This window comes from Legionella adelaidensis, from assembly GCF_900637865.1.
GTDB classification, from domain to species: domain Bacteria; phylum Pseudomonadota; class Gammaproteobacteria; order Legionellales; family Legionellaceae; genus Legionella_A; species Legionella_A adelaidensis.
This window is the reverse complement of sequence record NZ_LR134420.1, coordinates 151,360-168,128: the sequence shown is the minus strand read 5'-3', so window position 1 is coordinate 168,128 and position 16,769 is coordinate 151,360. Positions and strand designations below refer to the sequence as shown.

The following is a 16,769-nucleotide window of genomic DNA, read 5'->3' as shown; positions in this document are numbered from 1 at the left end:
CAGGTGAACTTATGGAAGATAATAAACAAAAAGCTCTAAATGCCGCACTCGCTCAAATTGAACGCCAATTTGGTAAAGGTTCAGTTATGCGTATGGGGGATGCGTCGGCAGTTCGTGATATTGAAGCAATTTCTACTGGTTCCCTGGGGTTGGATATTGCATTAGGTATTGGAGGGTTGCCCAAAGGTCGAGTCGTAGAAATTTATGGCCCGGAATCTTCTGGTAAAACTACACTTACCTTACAAGTTATTGCCGAGTGTCAAAAAAATGGGGGCACTGCCGCTTTTATTGATGCCGAGCATGCTCTAGATCCTAGTTATGCGGAAAAACTGGGGGTGAAAGTTGATGAATTATTGATCTCTCAACCAGACACAGGAGAGCAAGCTTTAGAAATTACTGACATGTTAGTACGTTCTGCAGCAGTGGATGTCATTATTGTAGACTCCGTGGCGGCCTTAACACCAAAAGCAGAAATTGAAGGGGAGATGGGTGATTCGCACGTTGGTCTACAAGCCCGATTAATGTCCCAAGCGCTTCGTAAATTGACAGCTAATATTAAACGCTCCAATACCTTGGTTATTTTTATTAACCAAATCCGTATGAAAATTGGCGTCATGTTTGGTAGCCCTGAAACAACGACAGGCGGTAATGCATTGAAATTTTATGCTTCAGTGCGTTTGGATATTCGCCGAACTGGTTCTATTAAAAAAGGGGAAGAAATTTTAGGTAGTGAAACACGGGTAAAAGTGGTTAAAAACAAAGTCGCTCCTCCTTTCAGAATAGCGGAGTTTGATATTTTCTATAATGAAGGCATTTCACGCGAAAGCGAGGTGATCAATTTAGCCACCCAGCTTGGTTTAATAGAAAAAGCGGGCGCTTGGTATAGTTATAAACAGGAAAAAATTGGCCAAGGAAAAGACAACGTTCGCCAATATTTAAAAGATAATCCAAAAATTGCAGCCGAACTTGAGCAGCAAATTCGTGCCGAGATGTTAGTAAAAAAACTACCAGCGGCGTCTGAAATAGATGAAGTTGAATTAGTGGATGAATAAAGCATACGCCGCTGCCTTGCGTCTCTTAACGAGACGTGAGCATGGGGCTTTTGAATTGCACAATAAGTTAAAGTTAAAAGGATTTGCTCCTGAGGAAATTGCCAAAGCATTAAAGGAGTGTCAATCCTTGGGCTTACAAGATGATCGACGTTTTGCAGAAAGTTTTTGCCGCATGCGCGTTCGCCAAGGATATGGTCCGGTGAGAGTTGAGCAGGAATTGAAAAATTTGCGCATTGTGCCAGAAATTGTAGAAGAAGTTATTGAGGGGGACCAAGAAAGCTGGGTACATTACGCTTTTGCCGTGTGGGAAAAGAAATATAAGAGTCCCGCAGATAATTTTGCCGAAATGCAAAAGCAGAAACGCTTTTTATTGTACCGCGGATTTACCCCAGACGTTATTGCTGAAGTAGAAGCAGGTTGGCGCCGAAACCCAAAAATGAAGCATGAGGAGGGTTGAGTTGTCAGGCTGAAAACCTGGTTGCAAGCAACCAGGTTACGATTACCTACGGTTCGCGCAGAAAACTAAATCTCCACTCCCTACCGGTTGGGCTTGGATTACCGAGCGCGCACGTAAGTAAGCGGAAATTTTGCAGAAAGGGAAATCCAAAGGGTTCAAAATATTTATACGAGAAGATAGAAAACATTATGAAAAGTTCCGACATAAGACAGGCATTTTTAGATTTTTTTAAAGAGCGCGGGCATCAAGTGATTGCTTCTAGCCCATTGGTTCCCGGAAATGACCCTACTTTATTATTTACAAATGCGGGTATGGTCCAATTTAAAGATACTTTTTTAGGCTTGGAATCTCGGCCGTATACGCGAGCAGTTAGCTCTCAGCGTTGTGTTCGGGCTGGGGGTAAGCATAATGACCTTGAAAATGTTGGTTATACGGCGCGCCATCACACTTTTTTTGAAATGTTAGGAAACTTTAGCTTTGGTGATTACTTTAAGCGTGAAGCTATTGCATTCGCTTGGGAGTTTTTAACCCAAGTTTTAAAATTACCACCTGAGCGTTTGTGGGTGACAGTATTTACTGATGATGACGAAGCGGCTGATATTTGGTTAAAAGAAATTGGGGTTTCCAGTAAACGTTTTTCTCGTTGTGGCGAGAAAGATAATTTTTGGTCTATGGGTGACACAGGACCTTGTGGGCCTTGTACCGAAATTTTTTATGATCATGGCCCCGATATTCCTGGAGGCCCTCCCGGGAGCCCCGAAGAGGATGGAGACCGTTACATTGAGATTTGGAATTTAGTGTTTATGCAGTTCAATCGCGATAAAAGCGGACACTTGCATCCGCTGCCTAAACCTTCCGTGGATACTGGTATGGGTTTAGAAAGAATTGCCGCGGTAGTACAGGGCGTACATAACAATTATCACATTGATCTTTTCCAACATTTAATTCATGCCATTCTCAAAATGGTGAAAGGGGTCGATCCGGAACATCCATCCTTAAAAGTAATTGCTGATCACATTCGGGCTTGTTCATTTTTAATTGCCGATGGGGTGCTCCCCAGTAATGAAGGACGCGGGTATGTTTTAAGGCGAATCATTCGTAGAGCGATACGTCATGGTAATAAATTAGGGTTGCCTACTCCGTTTTTTAGCCTTTTAGTTTCTCCTTTAGTCGAAGTAATGGGTGAGGCTTATCCTGAACTTTCTAAACAGAGAAATAATATTGAACGCATTTTGGCCCAAGAGGAAAGCCAGTTTGCACGTACTTTGGAACAAGGATTACGCCTTTTGCAAGAAGAAATTTCTACTCTAAAAGGAAGGGAAATTCCTGGTGAAGTTGCTTTTAAACTCTATGATACATACGGTTTTCCCATTGATTTAACTGCAGATATTGCTAGAGAACAAAATCTTGCCATTGATATAGCTGGATTCGAAGAATGTATGCAGCAGCAACGTGTACAATCCCAATCTGCCAGTCAATTCAATGTAGATTACAATGCCGCTCTGAAATTAGAAGAAACATCGACTTTCCATGGTTACGAGCATAATACTATGGAAAGTAAAGTGCTTTCATTATTGATAGAGGGAAAAAAAGTAAATAAGCTGCAATCCGGGGATAAGGCCGCTATCGTTTTAGATCATACTCCTTTCTATGCTGAAAGCGGAGGACAAGTCGGCGATCGTGGAAAGTTAGTTGCCGGAAATACCTGCTTTGAAGTGGAGGATACACAACGCAGTGGCCAAGCCATTGTTCATTATGGCACATTAGTTAGCGGTGAGTTAGTAGAAGGGCAAAGTATTAATTCCGAGGTGGATTTTCAACGTCGTGACGCCATTCGTCTGAATCATACGGCCACCCATTTATTGCATGCGGCTTTGAAAAAACTTGTTGGTGAGCATGTGCAACAAAAAGGTTCTTTAGTAGATGCTGAAAGGGCACGTTTTGATTTTTCTCATTTTGACGCATTAACTACAGCTGATTTAGTGGCCTTGGAAAATTTAGTTAACGAGAAAATCCGTGAAAATTATGAAGTGGTTACTGAAATTATGGATATTGCAACAGCTCAGAAAAGTGGGGCGGTTGCTTTATTTGGTGAGAAATATGGCGAAAATGTGCGGGTGTTAAGCTTGGGTAGTTTTTCAAAAGAGCTTTGTGGTGGCACGCACGCAAAACGAACGGGCGATATTGGCTTATTCAAAATTGTTTCCGAATATGGGGTAGCTAGTGGAGTCAGGCGTATCGAAATGGTAACAGGTGCCCATGCCCTCGATTGGGTCAATGAGCAATTGACTATTTTAAATGACGCTGCAGCCAAACTAAAGGGCACTCCTGGTCAGTTAACTGAAAAACTCAGCCAACTTATGCAAGAAGGAAAAGCGCGGGAAAAAGAAATTATTCGCTTACAATCAAAACTTGCTTCAAAATCCAGCAATGAATTACTAAAGGAAACAAAGAAAGTTGGCGATATAGAGTTACTAGTAAAGAAATTAGAAGCTACAGACAACCAAGGATTAAGAAGTTTATTAGACCAGCTGAAATCTAACTTACATTCAGCAGTTATTGTTTTATATACCTTGGAACAAGATAAAATGAATGTAGTAGTGGGGGTGGGTAAGAATATTATCGGGAAAGCACCCGGTGCCGCAACAATTGTAAAGCATTTGTGTGGTAAGGGGGGGGGAAGAGAAGATATGGCGCAAGGGGGAGGACCTGTTCCTGCTGACTTAAATGAAAAACTTGCACAAATCGATTCACTTATCGCTGAATATGCGATTTAAATAAAAGGTATTTTAATGGGATTACTGGTACAGAAATTTGGCGGAACATCAGTTGCTACCTTAGCACATATTAATCACGCAGCGGATATAGTCGCAAAAGCCAAACATGCCGGACATGAGGTAGTGGTAGTGGTTTCCGCAATGAGCGGCGAAACAGATAGATTGATTGGTTTAGCGCATCAAATGAGTGAGAGCCCGGAATCGCGTGAATATGCCGCTTTAATTTCTACCGGAGAACAGGTGTCTATGGCGTTAATGGCTATGGCACTTATTAATCGTGGTATTCCTGCCCGCTCTTATACCGGTACCCAGGCACGTATTAAAACGGATAGTCAATTTAAGAAGGCGCGTATTCAACAAATTGATACCCAGCCGATGAAAGAAGATTTAAAAGCAGGACGGGTGGTTGTGGTAGCGGGATTTCAAGGCGTTGATAGCGAGGGTAATATTACCACGTTAGGTCGAGGCGGTTCTGATACCACAGCCGTAGCTATTGCAGCTGCTTTACAAGCGGATGAATGTCAAATTTATACCGATGTGGATGGTGTGTACACTACTGATCCTCGTGTGGTTCCTGATGCTAAACGGTTAGACACGGTTACCTTTGAGGAAATGCTTGAGCTGGCCAGTTTAGGGGCAAAAGTTTTACAAATTAGAGCGGTAGAATTTGCGGGGAAATTTAAAGTACCCTTACGGGTTTTGTCTTCAGCGAAAGAGGGGCCTGGAACATTAATTACCTATAAAAAAGAAGAAAGCATGGAGTCTTTCTCGGTGACTGGGATTGCTTTTAGCCGTAATGAAACCAAAATAACTATTGCAGGTGTTCCCGATGCCCCTGGGATAGCTTCACGTATCTTAGCGGAAATTAGTTCGATTGGCGTAAACGTGGATACGATTTTACAACATATGTCGGGAGATAATAAAAAAGAATTTACTTTCACCGTACACCGTGACGAATATCAACCGACCTTACAATTATTAAATAGAATTGCTAAAGAAATTGATGCCAAAGAGGTTCATGGAATTGATAAATTGGCCAAATTATCTCTCGTAGGTGCAGGACTAAAAAGCCACCCTGAGGTTGCCCCAACTATGTTTAAAATTCTTGCAAATTCAGGAATTAATATTCAGGTGATTACTACCTCCGAAATTAAAATCTCTGTAGTAATCGATGAATCCCATTTAGACGAAGGGGTAAAAGCTCTCCATCATGCATTCCTAACAAAAAATGTTTTTGAAGAGTCACGAATTCCCTTAAAAATGTAATTTGAATAAATAGTAGCCTGGTTGCTTGTCAACCAGGTTTTAATCAAGCTAAAAGAGAGAGCCTGAAACCTGGTTGACAAGCAACCAGGCTACAAATGTACTTGCGGTGGGCAAAAAATCTATATGCTATACTAACCCTAGTGTTAATAAATAAGGAAATTTATTATGGCTCTTAATGCATTGTTGAATCTTTTCCTGATTATCGTCGTTATTGGCTTGGTTATGTGGTTAATCAATGTGTTTATTCCAATGGCTCCTGCGATTAAAAGTCTATTGAATATATTAGCAGTGATTGTAGTAGTTATTTATATCCTGCAATTTTTCCACATCATTCCTGTGTTTATTCCTATGTTTACTCTGGTACGGTGAGCCAATCTTACACTTTCATTTTTTTATAAATAAAAAAGGGAAGGTGCCGGATAATGGCCATTATATAACGCCAAAAGAAAGGGTGATAAATTACCCGTTTATGATTTTTAACTGCCTTCCAGCAAGCACGGGCACATGCCTCAGGAGGCGAGGCATAAAAAACGCCGGGTTCTCCGAAAGTTAATCTCGTATCAATGAAACCTAACCGTGCAATCGTTATGCAAGTATTTTTATCCGCCTGCTGTTGCAATCCTTGCAGATAAACCTCAATAGCTGCTTTACTTGCCCCATACAGACTGTTTTTGGCCCTACCTCGTAGAGCAGCCACAGAGCTCAAAAAGAGGAGATGGTGTTCTGCTTGTTTCTTTTGTAAATAAGTATGGATGATTTCGATTGTGCTCAATATATTAGTATGAATAACTTCTTGTATGGTCGCTGCGGATAATTCTTGATTGGAAACCATGGTGGTATGCGCTAAAAACAAATCGCTTTCGATGGAAGAGTTAGTGATATATTGCAGCAAAACATCATATTTTTTGCTTAAATCAGTAACCAAAATATCACAGCTTATTTTATGGCGTAATTGTAAATCAGACGCTATTAGAGAAAGTTGCTCTTTATTTCGGCCTACAAGTACTAAGGGATGTTTGTTTTTTGCGGCAATGGCTGCAAATTCTTGGGCAATGATTGATGTAGCCCCAACGATTATCCAGGTCCTTTTTTGCTGACTCATTGTTTCTCTGCTTTTATAAGAGTTATACCTAAGCGTTTACTCAGATCAGAACACATGGGGCTATTATATTGATGGAGAATCTGCGAAAAAGATAGATGGTTTTTATACATTGAATTATATTGTTGCTCGGTTAAAAACAAATCTTTAGCCAAATAAACCTTACCTCCAATTTCACAAATATATTGGTTTAAAGCACTAATAGTTTTGCGAGCATAATCATTATGGATGAAATCTATAGCCAGGGTGAATCCTGGCTCCACAAAAGACAAAAGACCCGCTCCGCCATTCGTGAAATATTTGAGAACGGATAAAGTAGGAGTTGCTTTATTTTCTTGAATAATTTTTAAAACAGTATGGATGTGAAGGAGGGCATCTTTCTGACCGAATACAGCCTGGAATTGTAATAATCCTTTTTTTCCATATAAGTGGTTCCAATTTTGAATTTTATCAAGCGGATTATTAAACTCCCATAAAGGCATTCTTTGTTTAGTGGTAGAACTTAGATGAAAATATAACCAATTAAAATACTTTATAGCGAGTGCACTAATTACTTTGAAAGGTAAATTGGGAATGCGAAAACTTTTTTTCATAATTGGCGTATAGTCGCTGTCATGAACCGTAGTACCAGTGATAAGCAAAGCATTTTCCGTATTATTTAGTTGTAGCCACGCTGCTTGGTATGTACTTCGAAGACCTTCCGTTTGCATGAAGTGGAGTAAATTTTCAAAGTTAGTAAATTTAATCGATTGACGCTCCACTATATGAGACGCTTTTTGCAGTTGGATGCTTAAACGTTTTATAAAACCCGTTAACCCTAATCCTCCTATCGTGGCATAAAATAAAGAAGAATTGTCAGTAGGGGAACAATACACACTTTCTTTATCTACTTGTAATTCTAACCATAAAATATGTTGTCCTATAGTGCCGAAGTTATGGTTATTTTTTCCATGCACATCATTAGCCACTCCACCAGCTAGCGTGGCAAAGAGGGTGCCTGGTAAAACAGGGGGAATGAAATCTTTATCTAATAAAAACAAGTCAGCGAAAGTGACGCCTGCCTGGCATATGGCTACACCGGTTTTTTTGTCAAAGGAAATCAAGTGACGCAGGCGAGTGGTTTCAATTATATTGCCCTTGTTTAAAAGACAACAATCGCTATAGCTTAAACCATTTCCTCGGGGTAAAAAATTTTTGGTTGGGGAAGTGAGGAAGACTTCTTTCACTTGCTTCTCATTTTCAGGGCGATAGCAATAGGAGCGAGTAGTTATAGCCCTGCTGAAATTGCTTAAAGTTTTTAAAAAAGCACGCATAAAGTAAAAAGAAATCCTGCTGTTTGAAATATTAAAAATAATAGCACCTTTCTATGGACTATAATTATAAAAGCGTGTGTAAAAAGGATTTGAATTTATGAAAAGATATTCTTTGCTTGCTGTCTTATTGACCTTTTCCTTGCCTCTTTTTGCTGTCGATGATCCTACGGTAGAAGAAGGGGAAGAGCATTACGACAAAAAAATGTGTATTAATCAGTTCGCTAATGATTGTGTTAACAATAATTGCCTTACGTCAGAAGAGCGTGATTGTACAGATAAATGCAGGGCCGGAGCTGAAGATAAATGCATGGGTGAGCTTATTGGTGATGAATAATTAATGTAGGCTCACTTAGAGCTTAATAGTTGTTGATTCCATTTAATAATAAATTTAAACCTTAAATAGAGTAATGTGGTTTTTCTTAAGCGTTTTTTTCAGGATAGTCTAAAATTATTAACAAATAGCAGTGGTCTTTTAATAAGAATAAGGAAATTCGCAGGAACAAAGGAGAAAATCGTGGCTGCTTTATCCGCAAAAAATAAACTAGACCAGCATACGCAGGAGGCTTTAATCAAATCACATGCCACGCTTGTTAAGCGTATTGCTCATCATCTTTTAGGAAAACTCCCCAACTCGGTCCAATTAGACGATTTACTACAAGCGGGAATGTTAGGGTTGCTCGAAGCGTCAAAGAATTATGATGAATCCAAAGGCGCCTCTTTTGAAACCTATGCCGGGATTAGAATTCGAGGCTACATGTTGGACGAAGTGCGTCGTAATGATTGGGTTCCGCGTTCGGTTTACCGTAATGCAAGAATGATTGCGGCGGCGGTAAAAGAAGTCGAAAATCGTTTAGGCAGGGATGCGAAGGATCACGAAGTCGCGGCTGAACTCAAGATGAGCCTGGAAGAATACCATGAGATATTAAACGATTCGGCAAGTGGCCATTTATATGGGTTTGAGGATGTAGGTGTTACTGACGATATCTTACACGACGAATCATTTAGCCCCTCCACCGAGCCACATATCCATGCATTGCAGGCGGATATGACCACCCATTTGTCGCAGATAATTAATAGTTTGCCGCGCAACGAAAAACTGGTTTTATCATTATATTATGAACGTGATTTGAATTTAAAAGAAATTGGCGAGGTTTTGGGAGTGAGTGAATCGCGAGTCTCTCAAATTCATTCGCAAGCGACCCATAGAATTAAATCGCGATTGCCGGAATTATAACATGTAGGTTGGGCGCCGAAGGCCCAACAAAACGATTGCGAAATGAATATGGGGCCTTTGGCGCCCACCTACATGATTGTAAAAGCCTGTACTCCTTATACCCTTTCCCGTAAAATACCGCTTATTTTTTTTAAAAGAGTTTATTTATGTTAGAAGTGAATCAAATTTCGCTTTCATTAATTGACCTTGAGCAGCGTACTGACTCTCTTCGGGGGTATCTTTGACTTTGAGCAAAAGCAAGAACGATTGGAAGAGGTTGTCAGGGAGCTGGAATCTCCTTCCATTTGGGATAACCCTGAACATGCGCAAGCATTAGGAAAAGAGCGTGCCCAATTAGAAGAGGTTGTTCATACCTTACAAAATCTCAAACAAAGTATTATTGATCTCAAAGAACTATTCGATTTGGCTCGAAGTGAAGAAGATGATGCAACTATTCATGCGCTTTCTGCTGATTTAGATGCTGTGCAGAAACAAATAGAAAAACTTGAGTTTAGGCGTATGTTTTCTGGCAAAATGGATAAAGCGAATGCTTATCTTGATATTCAATCAGGTTCAGGTGGAACGGAAGCGCAAGATTGGGCTGAAATGATATTACGCATGTATCTTCGCTGGGGAGAGCAGCATGGGTTTGCAACAGAATTGATTGAATGTTCAGCCGGTGAGGTTGCCGGGATTAAAAGTGCTACTATTCATTTTACCGGTGAATATGCATATGGTTGGCTACGCACAGAAACAGGCGTTCATCGTTTAGTACGTAAATCACCTTTCGACTCGGGAAATAGGCGCCATACCTCTTTTGCAGCTGTTTTCGTTTCGCCAGAGGTAGACGATGATATTGAAATTGAAGTGAACCCCGCTGACTTACGCATAGATACCTATAGGGCTTCAGGGGCAGGGGGGCAGCATGTGAACCGTACAGACTCTGCAGTCCGTATAACCCATGAACCCACTGGGATAGTTGTGCAATGCCAAACTGATCGCAGCCAACATAAAAATAAAGATCAAGCGATGAAGCAGTTGCGTGCCAAGTTATATGAATTAGAAATGCAAAAGAAAAACGCGGAACAACAAGCGTTGGAAGCGAGTAAATCAGATATTGGCTGGGGTTCACAAATTCGTTCTTATGTACTGGATCAATCACGTATTAAAGATCTTCGTACCGGTGTGGAAACCAGTAATACCCAAGCCGTTTTAGATGGTGATCTTGATCAGTTTATTGAAGCCAGTTTGAAAGCAGGAGTAAATGCAGCATGATAGAAGAACAATTAGACGAAAGTGAAGTTTACCAAATTCGCAAACAAAAATTAGCGGACTTACGTAAAGAAGGTTTTAATTTTCCTAACCAATTTCGTCGTCAGCATTTAGCTCAAGAAATTACGGATTCCTACGAAAAATGTAGTAAAGAAGAGTTGGCAGAAAAACATGTAGAAGTAATTGTAGCAGGACGTATCGTTTTGCGAAGAATTATGGGTAAAGCCAGCTTTTTCCATATACAAGACATGAGTGGAAGAATACAAGTTTATGTTAAACAAAATGATCTTCCAGAGTTTTATGAGCAATTCAAACATTTAGATTTGGGTGATATCGTTGGTGTTCGGGGTGAGCTTTTTATCACCAATACGGGCGAGCTAACTATCCATGCCAAACATGTAGAGCTTTTAACTAAATCTTTACGTCCTTTACCCGATAAATTTCATGGTTTAGCCGATCAAGAAATGCGTTATCGTAAAAGATATGTTGATTTAATTGCTAATGAAGAGAGTCGTAAAACGTTTTTAATCCGTTCAAAACTGATTTCCGCTATGCGTGAATTTATGGAAGGCCATCAATTTTTAGAAGTAGAAACTCCCATGATGCACCCCATTCCGGGAGGGGCCGTAGCGCGTCCTTTTATCACACATCACAACACATTGGATATGCAATTATTTTTGAGAATTGCTCCAGAGCTTTATTTAAAACGTCTGATTGTGGGTGGATTTGAAAGGGTATATGAGATCAATCGTAATTTCCGTAACGAGGGTATTTCTACGCGACATAATCCTGAATTTACTATGATTGAGTTTTATCAGGCGTATGCTACCTATCAGGATTTAATGGATTTTACCGAAAAAATGCTGCGATTTTTATGTGATAAAGTGGCGGGCACACAACACATTGAATACCAGGGACAGACAATTGACTTTAGCCAACCTTTTGCACGAATGAGTATTAAAGAGGCTGTTTTGAAGTTTCATCCAGAGATACAGCCCATTCAAATTGAATCAGTAGAGGGCTGTCGTGCACTCATTGAAAAATTAGGCTTTGCCTATAAGCAGACGGATGGCTTAGGCAAGCTGCAAATGATTATTTTTGAAGAAACGGTAGAACATCAATTAATTCAACCCACCTTCATAACTGAATACCCTACCGAAGTTTCTCCGTTAGCACGCAGAAATGAAATGAATCCTGAAGTAACCGACCGTTTTGAATTCTTTATAACCGGGCGAGAAATAGCGAATGGCTTCTCGGAATTAAATGACGCAGAAGACCAAGCTAATCGTTTTCAAAAGCAGGTAGAAGAAAAAGACGCCGGCGACTTGGAAGCCATGCATTTTGATAGTGATTATATTGAGGCGCTGGAATATGGCATGCCCCCTACCGCAGGAGAGGGAATTGGGATTGATCGTTTAACCATGCTTTTTACCAATTCTCAATCAATTCGCGATGTGATTTTGTTCCCGCAGTTGCGGCAGTGAGTAGAAATGTTTCTCATGTGTTTGGCGCCAATGCCCCAACATGCGAATGTAAATATTACGTAAGGTTTTTGCAAGTTAGATTATTGTTTACCATACTAGTTAATAATCATTTGTGGAGAACATTATGAATAAATTAGTAATTAGCTCTTTTACGGCATTGGCATTGATTTGTTCACCTCTGGCTTTTGCTAATGAGACTAATAGCAACGCGACGAGTAATACCCAAAACCCAGTCACAGTGCAATTAAAGACGGCGGATGGAAAAATAGTAAACGCTAAAGTCTCTCCTCAAGATGCAGCAAATTTGAGGCATGGGGACACCGTGCAATTGATGATGCAATATGGGCCTATTGGCGGCGGTTGTGACGCGGATGGACATTGTTTATAGTAATTCTTCTCATACTATTACGATAAACAAAGTCAAATGAATAACTAATTGTAGCATTGAACTAATAAAGCAAAATTCAATAAAGAAGTCAGGTTAATATTGTAAAAAAATAACCCTCGCTTTCGCGAGGGTTCAAGGACGGGCTGACGGACTGTGAATTTAAATGATTATTCATCTTCCCAACTTAAGGTTCCACCGGCTTGATACTCAATGACTCGGGTTTCAAAGAAATTCTTTTCTTTCTTTAAATCCATCATTTCGCTCATCCAGGGGAATGGGTTTTCTGCGCCTGGGTACTGCTCAGGTAAGCCGATTTGATTTAAGCGGCGATTGGCGATGAAATGTAAATACTCTTCGAACATTTCTGCATTCATACCCAGGATGCCATGCGGCATAGTATCTTTCGCATACTGATATTCGAGTGCTACACCTTCTTTAATGAGTTTGATCATTTCTTCTTTAAATGCAGGAGTCCATAAATGAGGATTCTCAATTTTAATTTGATTAATGACATCAATACCAAAATTCATATGCATGGATTCGTCGCGTAAAATATATTGGAACTGTTCAGACGTTCCTACCATTTTATTGCGTCTTCCCATAGAAAGGATTTGCGTAAATCCTACGTAGAAGAAAATCCCTTCGAATACTACATAAAACGCTATGAGATCCCGAAGTAAACGCTGATCGTTCTCTGGTGTACCCGTTCTGAAATTTGAATCGCCTAAACTTTGAGTATATGGCAGAGCCCAGGCAGCCTTTGTGGCAACTGAGGGGATCTCGCGATACATGTTAAAGACTTCTGCCTCATTCAAGCCTAAGCTTTGAATGATGTATTGATAAGCATGCGTGTGTAACGCTTCTTCGAAGGCCTGTCGTAAAAGGTATTGACGGCATTCAGGGTTAGTAATGTGACGATAGACCGCGAGTACTAAATTATTAGCTACCAAAGAATCTGCGGTAGAGAAAAATCCTAAGTTGCGTTTTACAATTAAACGTTCGTCTTCTGTTAAACCATTTGGGTCATTCCATAAAGCCAAATCGGCACTCATGCTGATTTCATTGGGCATCCAATGGTTAGCACAACCCGTAAGATATTTGTCCCATGCCCAAGTGTATTTAAACGGAACTAACTGGTTTAAGTCGGCACGGCAATTGATAATTTTTTTATCATCAACATGTATGCGTCCAGCTCCCATTTCTAGAGACTCCAGACCAGTAGCTCCCAGGATATTGCTACTCTCAACAGGTTTCTGTAATTGTACTGTCATTTTATTTCTCCTATTGGCACGCTTCACAGTTTGGATCAAGAATTGAACACATTAACGGTTCTTCTTCTATCTTCACTGCGTTTAAAGCGCCATCGGTAACTGTGGATTTTTCAGCATTACTTGCACCTACACTACGTAAGTAATAAGTCGTTTTTAATCCGCGTATCCAAGCTTGGCGGTATAAGTCATCTAATTTTTTACCGGAGGGTTTTGCCATATATACGTTTAACGATTGTGCCTGGTCAATCCACTTTTGGCGGCGAGAAGCCGCTTCTACTAACCAAATGGGGTCAATTTCAAATGCGTTGGCATAACGTGATTTTAATTCTTCGGGAATACGGCTAATGGATTGCACACTGCCATTGAAGTATTTCAAATCGTTGACCATTACTTCATCCCATAAATTCAGCGCTTTTAAATCAGCCACTAAATAAGGATTGATTACAGTAAACTCCCCTGAGAGGTTGGATTTTACATACAGGTTTTGGTAAGTAGGTTCTATTGACTGAGAAACGCCACAAATATTAGAAATAGTTGCGGTGGGCGCGATAGCCATGACATTGGAATTGCGCATACCTTGTGTACGTACTTTGATACGTAATGATTCCCAATCCAGTTTTTGCGATCTGTCTTGTTCTAAGAATTTGCCGCGTGATTGTTGAAGCAAGTTGATGGAATCAATAGGTAATATTCCTTTACTCCACAATGAACCTTCATAACTTGAATAACGACCGCGTTCTTTAGCTAATTCTGAAGAAGCATCAATTGCATAATAACTTATGATTTCCATAGAGATATCAGCAAACTCAATCGCTTCACGTGATGCATAATCGATCTTTAATTCATATAAAGCATCCTGAAAGCCCATTATTCCCAAGCCTACCGGTCTATGCTTTAAGTTTGAATTACGTGCCTGTGGTACCGAATAGTAGTTAATGTCGATGACATTATCTAGCATACGCACCGCAGTACGAATAGTTTGCTGAAGTTTCTCTTTATCTAATTGGCCATTTTTAATATGAGCGGGCAGATTTACACTTCCTAAATTACAAACTGCAATTTCCTCTGCAGATGTATTCAGCGTGATTTCGGTACACAAATTGGAGCTATGAATAACTCCCGCATGCTGTTGCGGAGAACGCACGTTGCACGCGTCTTTGAAAGTAAGCCAAGGATGGCCTGTTTCAAAAAGCATGGAAAGCATTTTTCGCCATAATTTAATGGCTGATACTGTTTTTACATTTTTGATTTTTCCCTGACGTCCTTTTTCCTCATATTCGCAGTAGAGTGCTTCGAACGCTTTCCCATATGAATCATGTAAATCAGGCACTTCGTCCGGTGAGAAGAGAGTCCATTCGCCGTCTTCATTTACCCGCTTCATAAACAAATCAGGAATCCATAATGCGGTATTCATATCATGTGTACGACGGCGATCATCACCGGTATTTTTTCGTAACTCCAAAAATTCTTCTACATCACGGTGCCAGCATTCAAGATATGCACAAACAGCGCCTTTGCGCTTGCCACCTTGATTGACGGCAATGGCCGTGGCATCCGCAACGTTTAGAAAGGGTACCACTCCTTGGGATTTACCATTAGTCCCTTGAATATGGGCCCCCATTGCACGTACAGGAGTCCAATCATTTCCAAGACCACCCGCAAATTTTGAAAGAAGCGCATTGTCTTTTATGGCACTGTAAATTCCTTCCAAGTCGTCAGGAACCGTTGTTAAGTAACAACTGGATAGCTGCGGCCTTACTGTACCTGAATTAAATAAAGTCGGAGTAGAAGACATATAATCAAATGAAGAAAGCAATTGATAAAATTCAATGGCTCTTTCTTCTTTCTTGGATTCACGAATTGCCAGTCCCATGGCCACACGCATGAAGAAAGCTTGTGGTAATTCATAGCGTATGCCGAATTCATGAATAAAATAGCGATCGTAGAGAGTTTGCAAACTTAAATAGGTAAACTTCATGTCTCTTTCTGGTAATAAAGCTTTCCCCAGTTTGTCTAAATCAAAATCGGCTAACTTGGGATCTAATAACCCTTGTTTAATCCCGTTGGCAATAAATTTTTTGAAATAGGCAGGGTAGATTTTTGCCATTTCATCAAAAGTTGCTTCGGTTTGAATGTGTAATTTTTGTAAGGCTTCAGCGCGTAAACTATCTAAAAGGAGGCGAGCGCTTACGTAAGTGTAATTAGGTTCTTTTTCTACCAAGGTGCGTGCTGACATAATGAGTGCTTTATGCACATCAGCAAGGCTGGCTTGATTAAAGAGATTACGCAAGGCATCTTTAATAACTGGCTCGGCAGTAACGTTCTCCAGCTCACGGCAAGCTTCAGCAACAATTGTTTTTACCCGCTCCATGTCTAAAGGAACAACTTCACCGTCTGGCATGGTAACCAGAGGCACTTTGCTATCTTTCGCTTGTTGCTTAATTTGTGTATCCCGAGCTTTACGGCGTTCTTCGCGGTAAAGCACGTAGGCACGGGCAATTTTGTACAGCCCATTGCGCATGAGTGCCAATTCAACTTGATCTTGAATATCTTCAATATGAATAGTACCACCGGTAGGAAGGCGTCTTTTGAATGCTTGCGTAACTTGCAGCGTTAATTCATCAATTTGTTCGTAGATACGGTTGGAAGCAGCAGCATTACCGCCTTCAACAGCAATAAAGGCCTTATTTATGGCTACTTTTATTTTGCTTTCATCATAGTGATCAACTTTTCCATTTCGTTTGATGGTTTTTAACTCACCTGGAATAGTAGCAGTTAATTCAAGATGGCTGGCTATCGGTAAATCTTCGACTGCCGCAATAGTCTCTGACATGTGTCTCCTCCCGGAAGTTGCTATTTGTCAATAAGTTATGACAACGCTTATTGTTATTATAACACAACATATAGTGGTTTTTTTGAAACTCCCCACAATATAATGTGGTTTCTGGGGAATTTCAAGGTATAAGTTTGGGGGAATGCTGTGGATAAGTTGAGGGTAACTTTTATAAGCTTGTAAGGTGGCTTGGTGTAGGGTCGTTACTCAGGTTTCGATCGTTGTCATTACTTGTATGGCAGCGAAAATCTGGTTGGCAGGTAACCACGTCTATGATCATTGGTGCCGTACCAACCAAAAATTTCCGCTTACTTTACGCAGCTCGGTTGATGCGCTGATCCGAG

Annotated in this window: 14 protein-coding genes; 10 read left to right on the top strand and 4 right to left on the bottom strand. The window is 40.4% G+C overall.

Going from position 1 to position 16,769, the window contains the following annotated elements; genetic code table 11:
* The first annotated feature begins 11 nt into the window (after positions 1-11).
* The 5 genes from recA to EL206_RS04050 all read left to right on the top strand — a co-directional run bounded on the left by recA (position 12) and on the right by EL206_RS04050 (position 5,921).
* On the top strand, positions 12-1,052 hold the full coding sequence (gene recA / locus EL206_RS04070) for a recombinase RecA (RefSeq protein WP_058461353.1): 1,041 nt from the start codon (positions 12-14) through the stop codon (positions 1,050-1,052).
* Complete coding sequence (gene recX, locus EL206_RS04065; RefSeq protein WP_058461354.1) at positions 1,045-1,509, top strand: recombination regulator RecX; 465 nt, start codon at positions 1,045-1,047, stop codon at positions 1,507-1,509. The genes recA and recX overlap by 8 nt, the downstream gene beginning before the upstream one ends.
* Positions 1,510-1,697: 188 nt before the next feature.
* On the top strand, positions 1,698-4,286 hold the full coding sequence (gene alaS / locus EL206_RS04060) for an alanine--tRNA ligase (RefSeq protein ID WP_058461355.1): 2,589 nt from the start codon (positions 1,698-1,700) through the stop codon (positions 4,284-4,286).
* Between the two features lie 15 nt (positions 4,287-4,301).
* Entirely contained in the window at positions 4,302-5,552 is a 1,251-nt protein-coding gene (locus EL206_RS04055) for an aspartate kinase (protein WP_058461356.1), read from the top strand.
* 165 nt (positions 5,553-5,717) lie between these two features.
* Positions 5,718-5,921 (top strand): Thivi_2564 family membrane protein, encoded by a 204-nt coding sequence (locus tag EL206_RS04050; protein WP_058461357.1) that lies wholly within the window; start codon positions 5,718-5,720, stop codon positions 5,919-5,921.
* Positions 5,922-5,928: 7 nt separating this feature from the next.
* Here the strand turns inward: EL206_RS04050 and EL206_RS04045 are convergent, their stop codons facing one another.
* Both EL206_RS04045 and EL206_RS04040 read right to left on the bottom strand, forming a co-directional pair.
* Positions 5,929-6,654: an SDR family NAD(P)-dependent oxidoreductase gene (locus EL206_RS04045; protein WP_058461358.1), complete on the bottom strand. Its 726-nt coding sequence runs from the start codon at positions 6,652-6,654 to the stop codon at positions 5,929-5,931.
* Entirely contained in the window at positions 6,651-7,964 is a 1,314-nt protein-coding gene (locus tag EL206_RS04040) for an FAD-binding oxidoreductase (RefSeq protein WP_058461359.1), read from the bottom strand. The genes EL206_RS04045 and EL206_RS04040 overlap by 4 nt, the downstream gene beginning before the upstream one ends.
* Before the next feature lie 97 nt (positions 7,965-8,061).
* On the opposite strand from EL206_RS04040, the gene EL206_RS04035 reads away from it, so the two are divergent.
* The 5 genes from EL206_RS04035 to EL206_RS04015 all read left to right on the top strand — a co-directional run bounded on the left by EL206_RS04035 (position 8,062) and on the right by EL206_RS04015 (position 12,321).
* Entirely contained in the window at positions 8,062-8,298 is a 237-nt protein-coding gene (locus EL206_RS04035) for a hypothetical protein (RefSeq protein WP_058461360.1), read from the top strand.
* A 180-nt stretch (positions 8,299-8,478) separates the two neighbouring features.
* Positions 8,479-9,198, top strand: a complete 720-nt coding sequence (locus tag EL206_RS04030) for an RNA polymerase sigma factor FliA (RefSeq protein WP_058461361.1) — start codon at positions 8,479-8,481, stop codon at positions 9,196-9,198.
* Positions 9,199-9,344: 146 nt separating this feature from the next.
* A protein-coding gene (prfB, locus tag EL206_RS04025) for a peptide chain release factor 2 (protein ID WP_131739761.1) occupies positions 9,345-10,452 on the top strand; the annotation gives its coding sequence in 2 pieces (ribosomal slippage) (positions 9,345-9,419 and positions 9,421-10,452; 1,107 coding nt in all).
* Entirely contained in the window at positions 10,449-11,933 is a 1,485-nt protein-coding gene (gene lysS / locus EL206_RS04020; RefSeq protein ID WP_058461362.1) for a lysine--tRNA ligase, read from the top strand. The genes prfB and lysS overlap by 4 nt, the downstream gene beginning before the upstream one ends.
* Before the next feature lie 124 nt (positions 11,934-12,057).
* Positions 12,058-12,321: a hypothetical protein gene (locus tag EL206_RS04015; RefSeq protein ID WP_058461363.1), complete on the top strand. Its 264-nt coding sequence runs from the start codon at positions 12,058-12,060 to the stop codon at positions 12,319-12,321.
* A gap of 167 nt (positions 12,322-12,488) precedes the next feature.
* Here the strand turns inward: EL206_RS04015 and EL206_RS04010 are convergent, their stop codons facing one another.
* Together EL206_RS04010 and EL206_RS04005 are read right to left on the bottom strand one after the other, a co-directional pair.
* On the bottom strand, positions 12,489-13,592 hold the full coding sequence (locus EL206_RS04010) for a ribonucleotide-diphosphate reductase subunit beta (protein ID WP_058461364.1): 1,104 nt from the start codon (positions 13,590-13,592) through the stop codon (positions 12,489-12,491).
* Positions 13,593-13,602: 10 nt separating this feature from the next.
* Positions 13,603-16,425, bottom strand: coding sequence for a ribonucleoside-diphosphate reductase subunit alpha (locus tag EL206_RS04005; RefSeq protein WP_058461365.1), 2,823 nt, complete (start codon positions 16,423-16,425; stop codon positions 13,603-13,605).
* Positions 16,426-16,769: the final 344 nt, after the last annotated feature.